This is a genomic window from Palleronia sp. THAF1 (assembly GCF_009363795.1).
Taxonomy (GTDB): domain Bacteria; phylum Pseudomonadota; class Alphaproteobacteria; order Rhodobacterales; family Rhodobacteraceae; genus Palleronia.
On record NZ_CP045420.1, the window covers coordinates 2,981,245 to 2,999,731 of the forward strand.

Below are 18,487 nucleotides of genomic sequence, written 5' to 3' on the forward strand. Positions count from 1 at the left end.
GCGGGATTAAAGATTATGGAATTCATGCCGCTAAAACGATGAAAGGTGTGACCATGCGACTTGCATTGATCCTGTCACTGGCTCCGATGCCGTTGATTGCGCAGGAAACCTTGGACTTCAGCGGTCTGTGGCGCGCTAACCCCACGGCGCAATGCGTCTACACCGGCGGTGACGGAAGTGCCCTCAAGATCGAGGACAACACGCTTTTCGGCGTCGAAAACCGCTGCGACATGACCAATCCTGTCAACGTGAACGACATGAACGCGCAGCTTTTCGATATGGAGTGCGCCGGCGAAGGTGAACGTTTCGAAGGCCGCGCCATGTTCATGGAAGCCAGCGACGGCGGCCTGTACCTGATCTGGGACGGTATCGCGTTCAAATACGAGCGCTGTGGCGAGGATGCCGCCGTCGGCACCGTCACCACATCGGAAGAGCTGGGAATCACCCAGTAATCAACGACCCTTCAGCGCACTGGTCAGGTCGATGGTGGCGTCGGGTCGCCCAAGCCGGGCGCGATAGACCGGCAACGATTCGGCGACGCGCATGACGTAGTTTCGGGTCTCGTCGAAGGGGATCATCTCGATCCAGTCGATCACATCCACATCCTGCTCACGCGGATCGCCGCGCCGATCCATCCACTGCAAGGGACGGCCCGGACCAGCGTTGTAGCCTGCCGACACCAAGACCGGGTTCACGCCGAACCGACGCTCCAGCCCCGCCAGATAGGCCGTGCCAAGGCGCGCGTTGTAGGTCGGATCGGCATAGAGCCGGTCGCGCGAATAGCGAATGCCCAACTCACGCGTCACATCCTGCGCTGTGCCGGGCATAAGCTGCATCAACCCGCCCGCACCCACGCGAGACGAGACCACGGGATCGAACTCGCTTTCGCGCCGCGCGATGGCCAAAGCCAGCTCTTCCGAGACCGGCATTTCTTCCAGTCCCAGGTCGACGACCGGGAAGTAGGCGCGCGGGATAACGATCCCGTTCTGCGCCGCACGCTTCGCGACCCGCACGGCGATATGCGGCTCGCCCAAGGACAGAACCAGATCGCCCAGCGCCGCAACCTCATCCGCATCTAGATCATCGGCAAGATGGGTGAAGAATGTTTCCGCATAGTTCCGCTCACCCGCCGCTTGAAGGATCAGCGCGGCCTCCAGAACGCTGCTGTCGCGAAACGAAACCTCTTCCAGCGGTGGCGCTTCGGGCGGGTCGATCAGGTCGGGATCGGCGCCCGCGCCGATACGTTCGGCGGCGAGCAGGCCGTAGAAGCTGGTCTGGTGCAGCGCTCCTGCCGCATAGGCTGCGGCGGCTTCATCCTCTTGCCCCAAGGCTTCATGCGCCCGGCCCACCCAGTAGTGTCCCCGCCCCAAAGAGATCGGGGTAAACACCGCTGCGCGCATCCGCTCGAAGTGACGCAGCGCATCCTCGGGGCGATCAAGGAACCGCAGCGCCAGGAAGCCCGACAGCCACTCCAACGCGGCGTAGTCCGACCCTTCGGTCAGCCAGTGGGGAGATGCGACGGCGTAGGCGGTATCGTAGTCACCTTCCCGCATCAGTGCACGCGCCAGATCTTCGCGGTAACCGCCCCAGCTCGCCGGATCGCCCAGTCGTGCGGCTTCGGTGGACTGCCGGCGCAGCAGCGCGATCGCTTCCGAATCACGGTCACGCGCTAAAGCCTGCCGGAAGGCGCGGTAGGCCAGTCCCGCATCGCCACGCTGCGCGGTGTCCAAGTCTTCGGCAACGGCCGCGGCATCGCTGCCCCGCAAGGCACTCAGTCGCGCCTGCACCACGGCGGCCAGATCCCCATCCAAGCGCTCGACACTGCGCGCCAAAGCGCTTTCAGAGCCGTTCCAGAACATCTGCTCCGCACGTTCGGCTTCCAGCGGCTCCAAGACATTTGGATACAACTTCAGCAGCCGCTGCTCTGCGCGCCCTGTCATCGACCGCTCGACCCACGCCAGCGCCGCGGTGCCGCTTGCGTCGCCATCGCGACCCAACACGCGGTAGGCATCGACCAGCGCTGTCACGCCCTGGCCCGTCACGGGGGTGGCATCGCCGAAGAAAGCAAGCACGTCACCCGCCGTTTCTTCGGACAGATCGCCCGTGGGCAGGTGCTGTTCGGCATTCGCGCGCAGCCCCGACAGGCCGGGCCAATCGGGATTGCGCTTCACGAAAGCCAGCGCCGCTTCGAAATCGCCGAAGCCTTCGCGCAGCCACAGCCAATCCACGATATCACCGGCGACAGGCCCCGCCCGCGACGCCGCTGTTTCGGCGGCGAGCCACCGCCCGCCCCTGACAGCTTCCATCGCGGCAGAAATGCCGTCGTCAAAACCGGACCGGGCGGGGGTCTGCGCTTGGGCCGGAAGGCCCAAACAGATCAGCACTGAAAATACAATTGCACGCATAGGCATGAGATACGCCCCAGCCGCACGATGTCCAATTCACGACCTTGGCAAGAGGCCGTGTGCGGCATAGGGTCCGCGCGCCGGAAATCCCCGGTTCATCGCAATCAGGAAGGATACCTCATGTTTCACGGGTCCATCGTCGCACTGGTCACGCCGTTCAAGGACGGCAAGCTGGATCTCGACGCCCTGAAACGGCTGGTGGACTGGCATGTCGAAGAGGGCACCAGCGGCATCGTGCCCGTCGGCACCACCGGTGAGACACCCACGCTTAGCCATTCTGAGCATGAGACCGTAGTGGCCGAAGTGGTCAAGCATGCCAACGGGCGCGTGAAGGTCATGGCGGGCGCCGGGTCCAACAACACGGTCGAGGCGATCAGGCTGGCCAAGCACGCGCAGGACGTGGGCGCGGACGGCGCGCTGGTCGTCACACCCTACTACAACAAGCCCACGCAAGCGGGGCTCTACGCGCATTTCCAAGCCGTGCACGACGCCACCGACATCCCGATCGTGATCTACAACATCCCCGGTCGGTCCATCGTCGATATGTCACCCGCCACCATGGGCGAACTGGCGAAACTGCCGCGCATCGTGGGCGTGAAGGACTCCACCGGCGATGTCGTGCGCGTGTCCGAGCAGCGGATCACCTGCGGCGCCGATTTCATCCAGCTATCGGGGGAAGACGCATCAGCCCTTGGCTTCAACATCCACGGCGGCGTCGGCTGTATTTCCGTCACGGCCAACGTCGCGCCGAAGCTATGCGCTGACTTCCAGAAGCTAATGGCCGACGGCGACTGGATGGCCGCGCGCGATCTGCACGACCGGCTGATGCCCTTGCACGAGGCCGTGTTCACCGAGCCGGGCCTTGTCGGCGCGAAATACGCGCTGTCGCTGCTGGGTCGCTGTCAGGACGAAGTGCGCCTGCCGCTGGTGCCGCTGACCGAGGGTACGCGCCTTGTAATGAAGTCCACGATGGAGCGTCTGGGCCTGATCGGCTAGGCGATCTGTGGGCGGGGCTGCTGGACAGACCCCGCCCGCCTGCCTATCTGCACCGAATGGCAAAACCCAAGGACAACCCGAATTACAAGGTGATCGCCGAGAATCGGCGCGCGCGCTACGACTATGCAATCGAGGACGACCTTGAGTGCGGGATTATCCTGCAGGGGTCCGAAGTAAAGTCCCTACGCACCGGTCAATCCAACATCGCCGAAAGCTATGCCACTGTCGATGACGGAGAGCTGTGGCTGGTGAACGCGTACATCGCTCCGTACGAGCAGGCGATGTTTGGCCACGAAGATCGCGCCCGTCGCAAGTTGCTGGTCAATCGCAAGGAACTGGCGCGGCTATGGTCAGACACCCAGCGCAAGGGCATGACGCTTGTGCCTTTGGTGCTGTACTTCAATCACCGCGGCATGGCGAAGCTGAAGATTGGGATCGCAAAGGGCAAGAAAGCGCCCGACAAGCGCGCGACAGAGGCCAAGCGCGACTGGCAGCGCCAAAAGCAGCGGCTGCTGAAAGACCATGGTTGAGCGGAAAGCTCAGGACTTTCCACGCTTGTGGCTCATGCGCGCGGATAAAGTGGAAAGGTAGTCCGCAAAGGCGGCATCCTTCGTGGCGGACAGGGTCAAACGGTGGGTGTCTGTAAGCAGTTCAAGCGCCTGCTCTTTCTCCGCATCGGAAAACGGCGCATCCGTGCGCGCGAATGCCCCCATACTCTGCGACCCCTCGGCAGAAGTTGAGACAACCACCCAATGGTTCATCCCGAAGTCGCGAGCAGCGCCGAAAATGTTCTTTTCGTCCAGCTTTATCAAGGCGTTCCACTCGGCAATACCGGCGTTCGCCAAGCTCCAGCGCACGGCTGGGTCGTCCATCACAACACCTTGGGAGAAATAGTATTCCACCCATTCAGGTGAGTATGTCTGGAACAGGTAAGTCGGACCGGCAAACTTCAAATGAAGCGCCGCTGCAAATCCCGCGGGTGCCAATTTCCGCATCTCTTCTATGAGCGAGTCGATTTGGTTCGTTTTACTCGTTGTCACGCCGTTCTCCCCAGCATTGCTGCCCAAGCAAGCACGTACCACTGGAACTGAACGATAGAGCGGCGTGCGGGCCGTCAATGTCAAGAATTCTTCGGCGCCGCAATGCAGCGCCGAACAGGTCGATTGAGGTTAGCCGCGGGCACCAGAAGAACATGCTCATCCCATTCCAGACAGCATGGGATGTTCTTAGGCATGATATAATCCATCTTTCTCATGAACGGCACGCTCCCCATCACGGCAATGACCCACGCAACATAACATACAATCGGGCTTCGTGTCCTTTATGTCCGTCAAACACTCACACGTCGCGCCGTTTCCACCGTTTCATGCTCCACTGGAACCTGCAGGACTGCGTAGCTGCGTCCGTCCTGCGCACTGCGCCACCGATCACCAATCTGACTGACATTGCCGTATCCCAGCTTTCGTAAGGAACGTGTAAACGCCGGAACTGTAAGAGCAACCATCTCGGCAGCATTAAGAGTAACCGCGCACGCGACAAGCCCGGCGACCACCGTTGCCAATGCCTCTTCACGCTCTGCAGCCGACACCAGACTCTCGCAAAGCAAGAGACGCGTGATCTCAGCGGCATCGGCGAAGTCCCGCCCGGCCGGTATGGCGGTTGGCGGGATGTCGGCTAGCGCGCCACGAGCGGCATCTGCCATCATGCAGCCGGTTTGCCCCCAGCGCGCGTCGTAACGCATGATTCGCGCTCCGCCGATGACTCGCCCACCTATCATCGCGACGGAATAGAGGGCAGTAGGATTGTCGTATTGGTCCATTTCCATGTCGTGGTCATGGGGGATCGACCACGACAATGTATCCACGAAGAACCGCTTTCGCAGTTGCAGGAATTGCGAATATGAACCACCATGGGTTGCGAAGTCACGAAAGCCGAAGGTCGCGCCGGTAATTGTCTGTGGCATTGGAGTTTCCATCTGAAGTTGCAGTATAATATTTATCTACAACTTTAGATTTAATCCGCACAGCCGTGTTTTACTGTTTCCTGCGCCGCATCAATCCAGCCAACCAAGACGTGTTGCATCCATCACGGCCTGCATATTCGTGCGCGCAGACAGCTTGCCACGCCCGTTCGTCAGTCTCTGCTTCACGGCGCTTTCGCTGATTCCAAGCTCAAAGGCGATCTCTTTCAGCATGCGCCCCTCGCCCAGCAGACGAAACGCCTCTTGTTCGGCCCTCGTCAGCAGATTTTCGGGGCGTACGTCCCTGTCCACACCTTGCAGATTCGCGATCAGCGAACGCAGCTCATCGTCCGTGAACTCACGATCGGACCGGGCAAAGCTTCCGAAAGAGCGCAGAGAGGTGTCTTTGTCGTGCGACAGGCAAACCGCTGCGCCGAAAGTCAGTCCATGATCTGCGGCGTCGGCAAGAATGCCGCGCGGATCGTTCGCTGCAAGCGTGCTCCACCGGATCGCACCGGTGTTCCGGTAAATCCAGCGCATAACCGGATCATCGAGCATATAGCCCCGGCGGGTATAGGTGTCTGCCCAGGCTGCGGGATAGGTGTTCTGCTCAAACTCCGGGAAGGCGAACCCGACGCGCAGCGCGATGTGGTAACCAGCGGGCGCCAAGAATGCCACGGCGTCGACAGCCTTGATGTGCGTGGCTTCGTCCATACGCCCCTATCAATATCCTCCACCAATCAACTGCAATGTCGGGTCTCATGAATTGATGGAGATTCGCGAAAGATCCCGGACACGTTTCTGCTATAACGACCTGCCGTCACTTTCCGCAAAGGTTAAATACGACCAGAAGTTGCGCCAAACACGCGTCCGGTATCGCAATATTTCGTTTGCGATCCGCCGGTCTTGCACCTGCGTGGCTGGTGATCTAGCGCCGAATGCGACCGCCGCACAGGACGCATTCCATGACCGACGATCCCCGTACGCTCGTTTCGACCGACTGGTTGGCTAAACACATCAACGATCCGGACCTGAGGATTGTCGATGCCTCGTGGCACATGCCCGATCAGAACCGCGACGCACGCGCCGAATACGACGCAGCCCACATTCCCGGTGCCCGTTTCTTTGACATCGACGAAATTTCGGACCAGCGCTCAGAGTTGCCGCACATGGCCCCGCCGCCAGAGAAGTTCATCAGCCGGATGCGCGCTATGGGCATCGGCGACGGCCATCAGGTCATCGTGTACGACACCCACGGGATGCTGTCGGCCGCGCGCGTCTGGTGGACCTTCAAGCTGATGGGCAAGGACGACGTGGCCGTTCTGGATGGTGGCCTGCCCAAATGGCAGGCCGAGGGCCGCGAGATCGAGGATATGCCCCCCGTCATCCGCGACCGCCACATGACCGTGACCCGCCGCAACCACCTTGTGCGCGACGTGACGCAGGTGGCAGAGGCGTCGAAGCTGGACACGCCGCAAATCCTTGACGCCCGCGCCGCCGAGCGGTTCGCCGGATCGGTGAAGGAGCCGCGTGAAGGACTGCGGGCGGGCCATATCCCCGGATCGAAGAACCTGCCCTTCAACCGGCTGTTGCACGACGATGGCACGATGAAGGACGAAGCAGGCCTGCGCGCCGAATTCGACGCAGCCGGCATCGACCTTGGGCGGCCCGTCATCACCACTTGCGGGTCCGGCATCACGGCCGCGGTGCTAGCCCTTGGACTTGCCCGGATCGGCCACGACGACTGGTCGGTCTACGATGGATCATGGACGGAATGGGGCGCGTTCGCCGACCTTCCCGTCGCAACCGGAGACGCCTGATGTTTTCCAATCTCAAGGACCAGCCCGCAGACAAGATCCTGATGCTAATGGCCAGCTACAAGGAGGACGCGCGGTCGGACAAGCTCGACCTTGGCGTCGGCGTCTATAAGGATGCGCAGGGCAATACGCCCGTCATGCGTGCCGTGAAAGCCGCTGAAAAGCGTATCTGGGAAGAGCAGACCACCAAAAGCTACGTCGCGCTCGCCGGTGATTCCGCCTTTGCCGACGCCATGCGTGATCTTGTGCTAGGCGACAGTGTGTCAGCCGACCGCGTGGCCGCCATCGCCACGCCCGGCGGCACCGGCGCCTTCCGGCAGGGCGTAGACCTGATCCGCACGGCCAATCCCGACGCGACCGTCTGGATTTCGGCCCCCACCTGGCCGAACCACGTCTCGATCCTGAAAACCGTGGGACAGGCATTCAAGGAATACCGCTACTTCGACACCACCACCGGTGAGGTCGATTTCGACGGCATGATGGCGGACCTCGACGGCATCAAGGAAGGCGATGTCGTCCTGCTGCACGGCTGCTGCCACAACCCCACCGGCGCGAACCTGTCCGGCGAGCAGTGGAGCGGCGTGGCCCAGCTTCTGCGCCAGAAAAAGGCGCTGCCCTTTGTCGATATCGCCTACCAGGGCTTCGGCGACGGTCTGGACGAGGACGCCGCAGGCACGCGTATTCTGGCCGAGACCCAGCCCGAAATGCTGATCGGTGCGTCATGTTCGAAGAACTTCGGTGTCTATCGTGACCGGGTCGGCTTGCTGATGGCCGTGGGCGACTCGGCGAACAAGAAGACCACGCAGGGCAACCTGAACCACCTGAACCGGCAGAACTACTCGTTCCCGCCGGACCATGGCGCTCGCGTTGTCACCACCATCCTGACCGACCCCGATCTGCGTGCCGACTGGCAGGCGGAGCTGGAAGACATGCGCACCGGCATGCTGGTCTTGCGCCAGCAACTCGCCGATGAACTGCGCCAGCGCCTGAACGATGATCGGTTTGATTTCATCGCTCGGCACCGGGGCATGTTCAGCCGCCTTGGCGTGGACGAAGCGAAGGTCGAGGCCATGCGCAAAGATCACGGCGTTTACATGGTGTCCGACAGCCGCATGAACATCGCAGGTCTGAACGCTCAAACCGTCCCGATCTTGGCGGACGCTATCGCCAAGACCTGCCGCTGATCTACCCTCCTGTCCGACACCGGACAGGAGAGCCCCATGGAGACCGAACAGATCGAGACGGGCACATTCGAGCGCTGGACGCCGGATGACGTCGAGGCCGCGCTCGCGAATCACGAGATTGTCGTGATCGACGTACGCTCGCCGCAGGAATTCGCGGTCGAGCATATCGAAGGCGCGATGCTGATGCCCATGCCGTTCTTCCGCGCCGACCACCTGCCGACGCAGGATGGCAAGCGTATCGTTCTGCACTGCGGTAGTGGCCTGCGATCAGAGCGGATGGCCAAGATCGCGTCAGAGGCGGGGATTGATCCCATCGCCCACCTCGAAGGCGGCTTCACCGCGTGGAAAGAGGCCAAGAAGCCCCACATTGGGACCGATTTCATGTCGGGTGCTCCGAAAAAGGTCATGCCGAAATAGACACCGGTATGCCGCAGAAGGACAGGTTAGCGCCCTGTTTCTCTTTGCTTTTCTAATTTCCCATCCCGATCCATCAACCGGCCAAAACGACTGATCCGTCGTGCCTAGGCGTGAAAATGCCGGTTCGGGTGATGACATCGCCCTCATGGGCTCCATGGTTAACGCCTTACCATTGTAAAGGAGTTGCCCATGTCCATCGGTATATGGATCAGCCTAGCTGCCTACTTCGTCCTGATGCTCGGCATCGGACTATATGCGTGGCGAAAATCCACGTCCAACTCCGAAGAATACGTGTTGGGCGGTCGCAACCTTCCCCCCGCCGTCGCGGCGTTGTCGGCAGGTGCGTCGGATATGTCCGGCTGGTTGCTGTTGGGCCTTCCGGGCGCGCTGTACGCCGCTGGCCTGATCGAGGCTTGGATCGGCATCGGCCTCTTCTTCGGCGCGCTGGCGAACTGGATCATCGTCGCCCCGCGCCTGCGTGAACAGACAGAACGTTATGACAACTCGCTGACGATCCCCGCCTTCCTTGCCAACCGCTTCCCGTCTCAGGCCACCGTGCTGCGCGTCGTGTCGGCGGTCATCATCGTGATCTTCTTCTCCGTCTACACAGCCTCCGGCTTGGTCGGGGGCGGCAAGCTGGTGCAGTCGGCATTCGACGGCAACTATCAGGTCGGCGTCTGGCTGACGCTGGGCGTCGTGCTGGCCTACACGGTCGTCGGCGGCTTTCTTGCTGTGTCACTGACCGACTTCGTGCAGGGCTGCATCATGGTGTCCGCACTCGTCATCATGCCGCTGATCGTCCTGTACGCCGGTGAGGGCGGCGGTTTCGACCAAGCCGCGAACACCCTGTCAGAGGTGGACGGCTTCACCTTATCACTGTTCGACGGGCTGACGCTGTTCGGCTGGTTATCCGCGGTCACGTGGGGCTTGGGCTACTTCGGGCAACCGCACATCATCGTGCGCTTCATGGCGATCAAATCGGTTCCGGCCGTCGCCACCGCGCGCAACATCGGCATGACGTGGATGGGCATCTCGCTGATCGGCGCCATCGGCATCGGCATCTTGGGCCGCGCCTATGTCGAGCGGAACGGCGTGACGGTGGACGACCCCGAGACGATCTTCGTCGTCCTGTCGAACCTGCTGTTCCACCCGCTTGTCACCGGCTTCCTCTACGCCGCGTTGTTGGCCGCGATCATGTCCACGGTCTCGTCACAGCTTCTGGTCGCGTCGTCGTCGCTGGCAGAGGACTTCTACCGACTGTTCGTCCGCCGCAACGCGTCGGAGACCGAGGTGGTGAACATCGGTCGTCTTGCCGTCGTGGCGGTCGGCGTCGTCGCCGCCTTCATCGCGCGCGATCCCGACAGTCAGGTGCTGGGACTGGTGTCGAATGCCTGGGCCGGCTTCGGTGCCGCGTTCGGCCCGCTGATCATCCTGTCGCTGACGTGGAGCCGTATGACCGGCGCAGGCGCCGTCGCGGGCCTTGTGGTCGGTGCGGGTGTCGTGGGCCTGTGGATCCTGATGGGCTGGGGCTCCAGCTTCCTTGGCGGACCGGGCATCTACTCGATCATCCCCGGCTTCATCGCCGCCTTCATCGCGATCATTGCCGTCAGCCTGGCGACCGAGGACAGCGGAGAACACCGCGCGGTCGCGGCGGAGTAAACCTGCTTTTCCAAGCTGAATGACGAAGGGCCCGTTCCGAAAGGATCGGGCCCTTATTGATTCCATCCCCAGTCTGACATCAGTTGATCATGACGCGCGGCTACGAAAGGTTCGGGAACTGCCTGCGCTTGCGTGCCAATCCTCGCACAGCGATCAGACCTTCAGTCTCACCGGCCCCGCCACTTCACATAGTCGACGCCAAGAAACGCGAAAAGGCCCGGATCGCGATGATCCGGGCCTTCCGCTTTACGGTGCCGGGCGGGGGAGGAGGTCCGCCTGGAACCGATCTCTTATCCCTTCGAGAAGTCGGGATAGGCTTCCATGCCCAGCTCGGCCACGTCGAGGCCCATGACCTCGGCCTCTTCGCTGACGCGGATACCGACCACGGCCTTCAGGATGAACCACAGCACAAGACTGACCACGAAGGTGAACACACCGTAAGCAATGATGCCCGTCAGCTGAGTCACCAAAGCGGCATCGCCGTTGTAGAAGACGACCGCGATTGTGCCCCAGATACCGGCGAACAAGTGGACCGGGATGGCACCGACGACGTCGTCGATCTTCATCTTGTCCAGCATCGGCACGGTCAGCACCACGATGATACCACCGATCGCCCCGATCCACAGCGCACCGAACAGCGACGGCGCAAGGGGTTCGGCGGTGATCGACACCAGACCGGCAAGACAGCCGTTCAGGATCATCGTCAGGTCGGGCTTCTTGTACATCACCTGCGTCATGATCAGTGCAGCGATGGCACCCGAAGCAGCGGCCATGTTGGTGTTGGCGAAGATGCGACCCACATCGGTGATGTCACCCACGGTGCCCGCAGCCAGCTGCGAACCGCCGTTGAAGCCGAACCAACCCAACCACAGGATGAACGTACCCAGAGTGGCGAGCGCAAGATTGGAACCCGGCATCGGATTGGTGCGGCCGTCCTTGTACTTGCCCAGACGCGGACCCAGCACGATGGCACCGGCCAGAGCAGCCCAGCCGCCGACAGAGTGCACGATGGTCGAACCGGCGAAGTCAGAGAAGCCGGCTTCCGACAACCAGCCGCCGCCCCACTGCCAGGAGCCCGAGATCGGGTACATGAAACCGGTCAGGATGATGACGAAGAACAGGAAGGGCCACAGCTTGATACGCTCGGCCAGAACGCCCGACACGATGGACGCCGTGGCGGCTACGAACATCAACTGGAAGAAGAAGTCCGACGCGACGGAGGCGTAGTCCAGCGCAGCATCGCCGGCAGCAAGACCCACAGGCTCCAGCACCGTCGGTACGAAGTTAAAGGCGAAATAGCCGTTGAAGTCGCCCGGATACATCAGGTTGAAGCCAACCAGCCAATACATCAGCGACGCGATGGAAAAGAGCGCGATGTTCTTGGTCAGCTGCATGGTCACGTTCTTCGAACGCACCAGACCCGCTTCCAGCATGGCGAAGCCTGCCGCCATCCAGAACACTAGGAAGCCGCCCACAAGGAACAGCAGCGTGGTCATGATGTAGGGGCCGATTTCGTCGAAGCCGGGGGCGGCAGCCTCGGCAGCCTCCTGCGCGAACGCAGCGACCGGCAGCGCTGTCAGCGCGGCGGTCGTCAGTATGCGATTGATGGTTTTCATTGTCTTCTTTCCGTTTTCCCTGGGGACGCTCAGATCGCGTCGGCGTCGGTTTCGCCGGTCCGCACGCGGGTGGCGCTGGCGACATCGAGGACGAAGACCTTGCCGTCGCCGATCTTGTCGGTCTTGGCTGTCTTCACGATCGTCTCGACCACCTGGTCGGCCATGTCGGAGGTCACGACGACCTCCAGCTTGATCTTCGGCACGAAGTTCACGGCGTATTCCGCGCCACGGTAGATTTCGGTGTGACCGGACTGCGAGCCGAAGCCCTTGATCTCGGTCACCATCATACCGCGCACGCCGATGGTGGTCAGCGCTTCGCGGACCTCCTCCAGCTTGAACGGCTTGATCGCTGCGATGATGAGTTTCACGTCTATCCCCTCGTCAGTTATCTTTGACGGACCAGTGGTCCACGCGGCCTAGACACTCTGCCCGGATCGCGATCACAACGAATCCGAGTGCTTAAACGTATTGCACTTCCGGTTATTTGCACAATTTATGCGCAATTTTAGGGCTTAGCCCAAAAGTTAAGCGATCAAGAATCGGTTGGCGCTTTGCATTGCGGTTCTATCGGCGTGCGCTACGGCGTATGGTGCCGCAGAGCAGAATGACACGAAGCGGAGCCCACGCATGGCCCGACGCCCCCTGACCGCCCCGAAGCGCACGACGAAGCCCACCAAGCGCGCACCGGCCAAAACACCGCCCACGCGCCGCGGCAAGGCCAAGCGCACCACCCGCCGGTCCCGTCCGCGCGGGCCTCTGGGTTTGGTCCTGATGCCGTTCAACTGGCTGTTCCGCCTGATCTTCCGCCTTGTATGGCGCGGTGCGGCCGTGGCCCTGCTGATTCTGGGCCTGGCCGTCGGCTACGTCTACACCACCCTGCCAGAGCCGCAGGCGCTTCTGGATGGCCGCGCGCGCGGCTCTGTCACGCTGCTGGACCGCTACGGGGATATTTTCGCGTGGCGCGGTGAGCAGTTCGGCGGCCAGATCACCGCAGACACGGTGTCCGAACACCTGCGCAACGCCATCATCGCCACCGAGGACCGCCGCTTCATGTATCACCCCGGCGTCGATCCCATCGGCGTGGCCAGCGCCGTGAAGATCAACCTTGCCGAAGGACGCGGCCCGCTGTCTGGCCACGGCGGCTCTACCATCACCCAGCAGACCGCAAAGCTTCTGTGCCTTGGTGTGCCCTACGATCCCGACACGTGGGAATCGGAGACCGCGTACGAGGCTGACTGCCGCGAGGGGTCTTTGTGGCGGAAGATGAAGGAAGCCGTCTACGCGATGGCGATGGAGGCGCGCTATACCAAGGACGAGATCCTCACGATCTACATGAATCGCGCGTTCCTTGGCGCTGGCAGCCGCGGGTTCGAGGCCGCCGCCCAGCGCTATTTCGGCAAATCCGCGAACGTCGTCGATCCGGCGGAAGCCGCAATGCTGGCCGGTCTTCTCGTCGCCCCCACCCGCTACGCGCCCACCGCCGACCTGGAGCGCAGCCAGAACCGCGCGTCTGTCATCGTGTCGCTGATGGAAAGCCAAGGCTACCTGACCGACGCCGAAGCGACCTTTGCGCAGGACAACCCCGCGCGCCTGTCCGAAGCGGCAGAGGCCCGCGCGGGCGGCTATTTCGCGGACTGGGTCATGTCGTCGGCTCCCGACTTCCTGACCCGAAAGACGACCGAAGATGTGTTGCTGACCACAACCTTCGACGCCCGCATCCAGCGCGCCGCCGAAACCGCGCTGCAGCAAGTGTTCGACACCAAGGTCAATCCAAGCTCCAAGGCGCAGGCCGCTATCGTGGTGATGAGCGCGGACGGCGCGGTGCGCGGCATGGTCGGCGGGCGTAAGTTCAAAGGTGTCGCAGGCCAGTTCAACCGCGCGATCCAAGCCAACCGACAGACCGGATCGGCCTTCAAACCCTTTGTCTTCGCCGCCGCGCTCGACATGGGGTATTCGCCGCTCGATCAGGTCATAGATGAGCCGTTGACGATGAACATCCCCGGTTCCGGCCCATGGTCGCCGGAAAACTACACCCGCGATTTCAAAGGCCCGATGACGCTGGTCGATGCGCTGAAAGAGTCGCGCAACATCCCCGCCGTAAAGGTCTCGGAAGGCGCAGGGCGCGATAACGTCCGCCGGATTGCGTCCGAATTCGGGCTAAACAGCGACTTGGCCGACGGCCCCTCGCTGGCGCTTGGCGTGTCCGAATCCACGTTGATCAACATGACGGGCGCCTACGCTGGCATCCTGAACGGCGGCTCGGCCGTCGATCCCTACGGCATCTTGGAACTGCGCGTGAAGGGCGACGACACCCCCCTGATCGGTCAGGAAGGCGGCCTTGGCCAGCGCGTCATCACCGAGGATGCCGCGCGCCAGCTGGTCTACATGATGTCCCGCGTGATCGAGGATGGCACCGGCGCCCGCGCGCGACTTGACCGACCCGCAGCCGGCAAGACAGGCACCACACAGGCCGCGCGCGATGCGTGGTTCGTGGGCTTCACCGCAGATTACGTCACCGGCGTCTGGATGGGCTACGACGACAATACCCCACTGAAAGGCGTCACCGGCGGTGGCCTGCCCGCCGAGATCTGGCGCGAGACCATGGTCCGCGTGCATCAGGGCCTACCGGTGAACCAGCTTCCGATGGATGCCCCCGAGCCGCCGCGATACGAGCCCGAACCGCAGCCGCAACCCCAGCAGCAGCCTCAGGTCGCCAACGGACCAGAATCTCCAAACGACGTTCTGGTCGGCCCGGTGGAGCAGGTGCAGCAGCCGAACGTCGCCGAGCAGATCATCAACGATGTTCTGGGATCGATCTTCGGGCGGAACTGACCGGCCGAAGCTACACGATCCTCCAGTCTGTCGCTGTGTTTTCCTGCCAGCCGTTCTCATGCAGAACCGGCGTTTCGGTCGCTTCTACAGCGCGGCCCAGGCACAGATAGCCCGTTAAAAACCAGTCGGAGGGCACATCCAGCACCCGCGCGACCGCAACGGGGTCTAGAATCGAGACCCACCCCAACCCGACATTCTCGGCACGCGCGGCAAGCCACAGTGTGTGGATCGCCATCACCGTGGAGTAGTCCAGCATTTCCGCCATCGTCTGTCGCCCCAGTCCGCGTCCTTCTGTCACACCATGATCGGTGAAAACCGCCAAATGCACCGGGGCTTCTTTCAGCCCGGCCAGCTTGAGCGCGACATATTCCCGACGCGTCTCTGCATCGTAGGCGCCAGCGGCGTCGGCATTACAGGTTTCGAATATCTCGACCACCTGCGCCCGCTTGGCCCTGTCCTCGACCTGAAGCACACGCCAAGGCCGCGCATTCCCCACCGATGGCGCGCACTCGACGCTTCGGCGCAACCGATCCATCAGGGCCTGATCCAAAGGCTCGGGGCTGAAGTGCCTGACATCCCTGCGCCATCGCAAGATGTCAGCCAAAGCGGTGCGGTGCGTAACAGTCAGATCCATACCGCGCGTCTCGCAGTCTGCGCCGTTCAGGGCCAGTGCTTTCACCGATCAGCGAAAGAGTGAATGGCTGGTGACCCCGGCGTGATTCGAACACGCGACCTACGGTTTAGGAAACCGGTGCTCTATCCAGCTGAGCTACGGGGCCATCGGTTGTGGTCCTAACGCACGGACGGGCGCGGCGTCCAGTCAGATGGCAAGGTCTTCGCGCTCCAGAACGCCTGCGACTTCGCTGAAGTCAGCGCCATGTGCGACGATCACGCCCAACCTGCGCATCGCTGCCATCGCAACGCGGCTGGCCTCATCCGCGCCCGTGCCCGGTTCGCGCAGGATGACGGCCAGAACGCGGCTGCCATGGCGATGGCAGGCCTCTAGATAAATCTCTGCGTCATGCTGGCCGGTGTCACCGATCAATACGAAAGGCAAATCGGGGTTCGCGGCCATGATCCGATCGATCGCGTCGCCCTTGTGATTGCTGTGACCGCGCGTGATGAACTGATCTTCACTGATCCCCAGATCCCGCAGGAAGATCGGACCGGCCACAAGGCCCGCGCGGTCGAACACCTTTTCCAGAAACGAATGCATGTTCCAAGGCGAAGAGGAAACGAAGAACACCGGGTTGCGACCGTGATCGCTCAGGTGGTCCATCAGGACGGTCGCGTCCGGGAACACGCGCCGGGTCGTGGCCGATCCGGTGAAGGTCGTCCACAGGTTCTTGGCCAGCGAATAGGCCCCAGTCTGCATGATCGTATCGTCGATATCGGAGACAACCCCCAGCTTGGCTTCGGGCGAGGGCACCAGAGCACGCGCCGATACCCGGCTGCTGTCGTCATCGTCGATCTGTAGTGCCACATCATGCCAGCCGGGGGCGAAGTTGCCCGGTATCGTCAGCATGACGTAGCCTTCATCGTCGCTGAATGCCTCGGCCCCACTGTCAATAGCGACGACGCGGACGTTCGCAACCTCTCTGGTCAGGAACAACGAAGCCATCTCGCGCAGGTTTTGCCAGCGGCTTTGTCCGGGATCGGGCGTGGTGCGTCGCAGGCTGGCCAGAACGCGGGCGCGCATCACAAGGCCGTCCGGTGTGCCGAATCCGCGATAGGTGTCCAGCACCGGACGTTCGGGCGCATCACGCTGGAACACACGCTCGACAGCGCGTTCCCCCCAAATCGCCAAACGGTGCAAAACCGGTTTCAGCCGCACTGCACATCCCCCCTACATCACAGAAAGTCTAACCCTAGCCCAGCGTGCCGCATCCGCAACGGCTGCATCCGCGTCATCGCACAAGCCTTCGGCCACCTGTGACAGGGACGCATCGCCCGAGTTACCAATGGCATAGCAGACGTTGCGCACCATGCGGTCGCGCCCGATCCGCTTGATGGGCGAACCGACGAAGCGCTCGCGAAATGCTGTGTCATCCAGCGCGGCCAACTCCGTCAGCAACGGCGCGCGGCGACCCGGTTGCGGGGCCAGCCGCATATCGCGCGCTTTCACCGCGAACTTGTTCCACGGACAGACGGCAAGGCAGTCGTCGCAGCCGTAGATGCGGTTGCCCAGACCGGGGCGCAGCGACTCATCCACCGGGCCTTTGTGTTCAATGGTCAGGTAAGAGACGCACCGCCGCGCATCCAGTTGGAAGGGCGCGGGGAAGGCATCGGTCGGACAGATATCCAAGCATTTGCGACAGCTTCCGCAGTGCTCCTGCTCGGCATCGTCAGCCGGGAAATCCAGTGTCGTGAAGATTGCGCCAAGGAACACCCAGTTGCCCAGATCGCGGCCCAACAGATTGGTGTGCTTGCCTTGCCACCCAAGCCCCGCCGCCTGCGCCAAGGGCTTCTCCATCACAGGTGCCGTATCGACGAAGACCTTTATCTCATGTTCCGGAGCCTGCTCCAGCAACCAGCGCCCCACGCGCTTCAACCGTTTCTTCACGACGTCATGGTAGTCGCGGCCCTGCGCATAGACGCTGACCGCCCCGCGATCGCGCAGTTCCACATCATCCAGCGGGTCATGCCCCGGCGTATAGCTTTCGGCCAGCATCACGACGGACCGCGCCTCTGGCCACAAGCTGCGCGGATCGCTACGCCATGCGCGCTTCTCCGCCATCCAGTGCATCTGGCCCTGATACCCGGCGTCGAGAAAGGAACCCAGACGCGCACCCGCCTCCGACACCGCGTCGGGGCGACAGACACCCATCGCCACGAAGCCCGCCTCATCGGCATACGCGTGCAGCGCCTGCTTCAAAGCAGCCCCGTCGGGCTTCATCGTTCTAAAAATACCTTAATCCGACGCATCGCCTAAAAATCCAAATCGGCGTAATGCGGTGGCGGCATGAAACCGGGCACCTGATCGCTCAGGATGCCACGGAAGGCGGGGCGCGACTTGATCGTGGCGTACCAGTTCTTCACGCCCTCGTTCCGGCCCCAATCCACGTCGCTGGTGTAGTCGAGCGCGGACAGGTGCGCGGCGGCGGCGAAATCGGCCAAGGTCATCTCGTCGCCCGCAAGCCAACGGCGCTTGTCGAGCAACCACGCCATGTAATCGAGGTGGAACTTGATCGCCTTGGTGCCCGCCTTGACCTTCCCGCTGTCGGGATAGCCTGCGCCCTGAATCTTCTTGTTCACCCGTTCGTATAGAAGGTTCGATGTGACCTCGCGAAAGAACCCATCGTCGAACCACGCGCAAAGACGCCGGACTTCATAGCGTGCATCCGCGTCCTTTGGCAGCAGCGCGGGCGTCGGCACCGTTTCTTCCAGGTATTCACAGATTGCTTGGCTTTCGGCCAGATTGCGCCCGTCGACTCGCAGGATCGGCACCTTGCCCGCCGGGTTGCGGCGCAGGAAGTCAGAGGACCGCTCCCAGTAGCGCTCTTCCAGCAGTTCTGCCTCGATCCGCTTTTCGGCCAGAACCAGACGCACTTTACGGCAGAAGGGCGAAAGCGGTGCGTGATACAGTCGATACATGAAACCT

Annotated in this window: 18 protein-coding genes and 1 tRNA gene; 8 read left to right on the top strand and 11 right to left on the bottom strand. The window is 62.3% G+C overall.

Going from position 1 to position 18,487, the window contains the following annotated elements; genetic code table 11:
* Nucleotides 1–53 precede the first annotated feature (53 nt).
* Entirely contained in the window at nt 54–452 is a 399-nt protein-coding gene (locus FIU81_RS14945) for a hypothetical protein (protein WP_124110288.1), read from the top strand.
* Here FIU81_RS14945 and FIU81_RS14950 read toward each other — a convergent pair whose 3' ends face one another.
* Nucleotides 453–2,405 (bottom strand): lytic transglycosylase domain-containing protein, encoded by a 1,953-nt coding sequence (locus tag FIU81_RS14950; RefSeq protein WP_124110287.1) that lies wholly within the window; start codon nt 2,403–2,405, stop codon nt 453–455.
* Between the two features lie 120 nt (nt 2,406–2,525).
* Here FIU81_RS14950 and dapA point away from each other — a divergent pair, with 120 nt between their 5' ends.
* Nucleotides 2,526–3,401, top strand: a complete 876-nt coding sequence (gene dapA / locus FIU81_RS14955; protein ID WP_124110286.1) for a 4-hydroxy-tetrahydrodipicolinate synthase — start codon at nt 2,526–2,528, stop codon at nt 3,399–3,401.
* 56 nt (nt 3,402–3,457) lie between these two features.
* Complete coding sequence (smpB, locus tag FIU81_RS14960) at nt 3,458–3,931, top strand: SsrA-binding protein SmpB (protein WP_124110285.1); 474 nt, start codon at nt 3,458–3,460, stop codon at nt 3,929–3,931.
* Between the two features lie 9 nt (nt 3,932–3,940).
* On the opposite strand, the gene FIU81_RS14965 is transcribed toward smpB, so the two are convergent.
* The 3 genes from FIU81_RS14965 to FIU81_RS14975 all read right to left on the bottom strand — a co-directional run bounded on the left by FIU81_RS14965 (nt 3,941) and on the right by FIU81_RS14975 (nt 6,075).
* On the bottom strand, nt 3,941–4,441 hold the full coding sequence (locus FIU81_RS14965; RefSeq protein ID WP_124110284.1) for an autoinducer binding domain-containing protein: 501 nt from the start codon (nt 4,439–4,441) through the stop codon (nt 3,941–3,943).
* A 290-nt stretch (nt 4,442–4,731) separates the two neighbouring features.
* On the bottom strand, nt 4,732–5,364 hold the full coding sequence (locus tag FIU81_RS14970; RefSeq protein ID WP_172971496.1) for an acyl-homoserine-lactone synthase: 633 nt from the start codon (nt 5,362–5,364) through the stop codon (nt 4,732–4,734).
* Between the two features lie 90 nt (nt 5,365–5,454).
* Nucleotides 5,455–6,075, bottom strand: a complete 621-nt coding sequence (locus FIU81_RS14975; protein WP_124110282.1) for a helix-turn-helix transcriptional regulator — start codon at nt 6,073–6,075, stop codon at nt 5,455–5,457.
* Nucleotides 6,076–6,326: 251 nt separating this feature from the next.
* On the opposite strand from FIU81_RS14975, the gene sseA reads away from it, so the two are divergent.
* The 4 genes from sseA to putP all read left to right on the top strand — a co-directional run bounded on the left by sseA (nt 6,327) and on the right by putP (nt 10,438).
* Nucleotides 6,327–7,181, top strand: coding sequence for a 3-mercaptopyruvate sulfurtransferase (gene sseA / locus FIU81_RS14980; protein WP_124110281.1), 855 nt, complete (start codon nt 6,327–6,329; stop codon nt 7,179–7,181).
* The gene (locus FIU81_RS14985; protein ID WP_124110280.1) at nt 7,181–8,362 is read left to right on the top strand and encodes an aromatic amino acid transaminase; all 1,182 of its coding nucleotides are present in this window, start codon (nt 7,181–7,183) and stop codon (nt 8,360–8,362) included. The genes sseA and FIU81_RS14985 overlap by 1 nt, the downstream gene beginning before the upstream one ends.
* A 36-nt stretch (nt 8,363–8,398) precedes the next feature.
* Entirely contained in the window at nt 8,399–8,779 is a 381-nt protein-coding gene (locus FIU81_RS14990; protein ID WP_124110279.1) for a rhodanese-like domain-containing protein, read from the top strand.
* A gap of 189 nt (nt 8,780–8,968) precedes the next feature.
* Nucleotides 8,969–10,438: a sodium/proline symporter PutP gene (putP, locus tag FIU81_RS14995; RefSeq protein WP_124110278.1), complete on the top strand. Its 1,470-nt coding sequence runs from the start codon at nt 8,969–8,971 to the stop codon at nt 10,436–10,438.
* A gap of 290 nt (nt 10,439–10,728) precedes the next feature.
* On the opposite strand, the gene FIU81_RS15000 is transcribed toward putP, so the two are convergent.
* The gene (locus FIU81_RS15000; RefSeq protein ID WP_124110277.1) at nt 10,729–12,054 is read right to left on the bottom strand and encodes an ammonium transporter; all 1,326 of its coding nucleotides are present in this window, start codon (nt 12,052–12,054) and stop codon (nt 10,729–10,731) included.
* A 29-nt stretch (nt 12,055–12,083) separates the two neighbouring features.
* Nucleotides 12,084–12,422, bottom strand: coding sequence for a P-II family nitrogen regulator (locus FIU81_RS15005; protein WP_124110276.1), 339 nt, complete (start codon nt 12,420–12,422; stop codon nt 12,084–12,086).
* Between the two features lie 259 nt (nt 12,423–12,681).
* On the opposite strand from FIU81_RS15005, the gene FIU81_RS15010 reads away from it, so the two are divergent.
* Nucleotides 12,682–14,886, top strand: coding sequence for a transglycosylase domain-containing protein (locus FIU81_RS15010; protein WP_124110275.1), 2,205 nt, complete (start codon nt 12,682–12,684; stop codon nt 14,884–14,886).
* Between the two features lie 10 nt (nt 14,887–14,896).
* Here the strand turns inward: FIU81_RS15010 and bluB are convergent, their stop codons facing one another.
* The 5 genes from bluB to FIU81_RS15035 all read right to left on the bottom strand — a co-directional run bounded on the left by bluB (nt 14,897) and on the right by FIU81_RS15035 (nt 18,480).
* Nucleotides 14,897–15,520, bottom strand: coding sequence for a 5,6-dimethylbenzimidazole synthase (gene bluB / locus FIU81_RS15015; RefSeq protein ID WP_124110274.1), 624 nt, complete (start codon nt 15,518–15,520; stop codon nt 14,897–14,899).
* A 68-nt stretch (nt 15,521–15,588) separates the two neighbouring features.
* A tRNA-Arg gene (locus FIU81_RS15020) sits at nt 15,589–15,665 on the bottom strand.
* Between the two features lie 41 nt (nt 15,666–15,706).
* Nucleotides 15,707–16,720 carry an App1 family protein gene (locus FIU81_RS15025; protein WP_124110273.1) on the bottom strand — a complete coding sequence of 338 codons (1,014 nt, stop codon included), beginning with the start codon at nt 16,718–16,720 and terminating at the stop codon, nt 15,707–15,709.
* Nucleotides 16,721–16,732: 12 nt separating this feature from the next.
* Nucleotides 16,733–17,782: a tRNA epoxyqueuosine(34) reductase QueG gene (gene queG / locus FIU81_RS15030; protein ID WP_124110272.1), complete on the bottom strand. Its 1,050-nt coding sequence runs from the start codon at nt 17,780–17,782 to the stop codon at nt 16,733–16,735.
* A 32-nt stretch (nt 17,783–17,814) separates the two neighbouring features.
* Nucleotides 17,815–18,480 (bottom strand): glutathione S-transferase family protein, encoded by a 666-nt coding sequence (locus tag FIU81_RS15035; protein ID WP_124110271.1) that lies wholly within the window; start codon nt 18,478–18,480, stop codon nt 17,815–17,817.
* Nucleotides 18,481–18,487 lie beyond the last annotated feature (7 nt).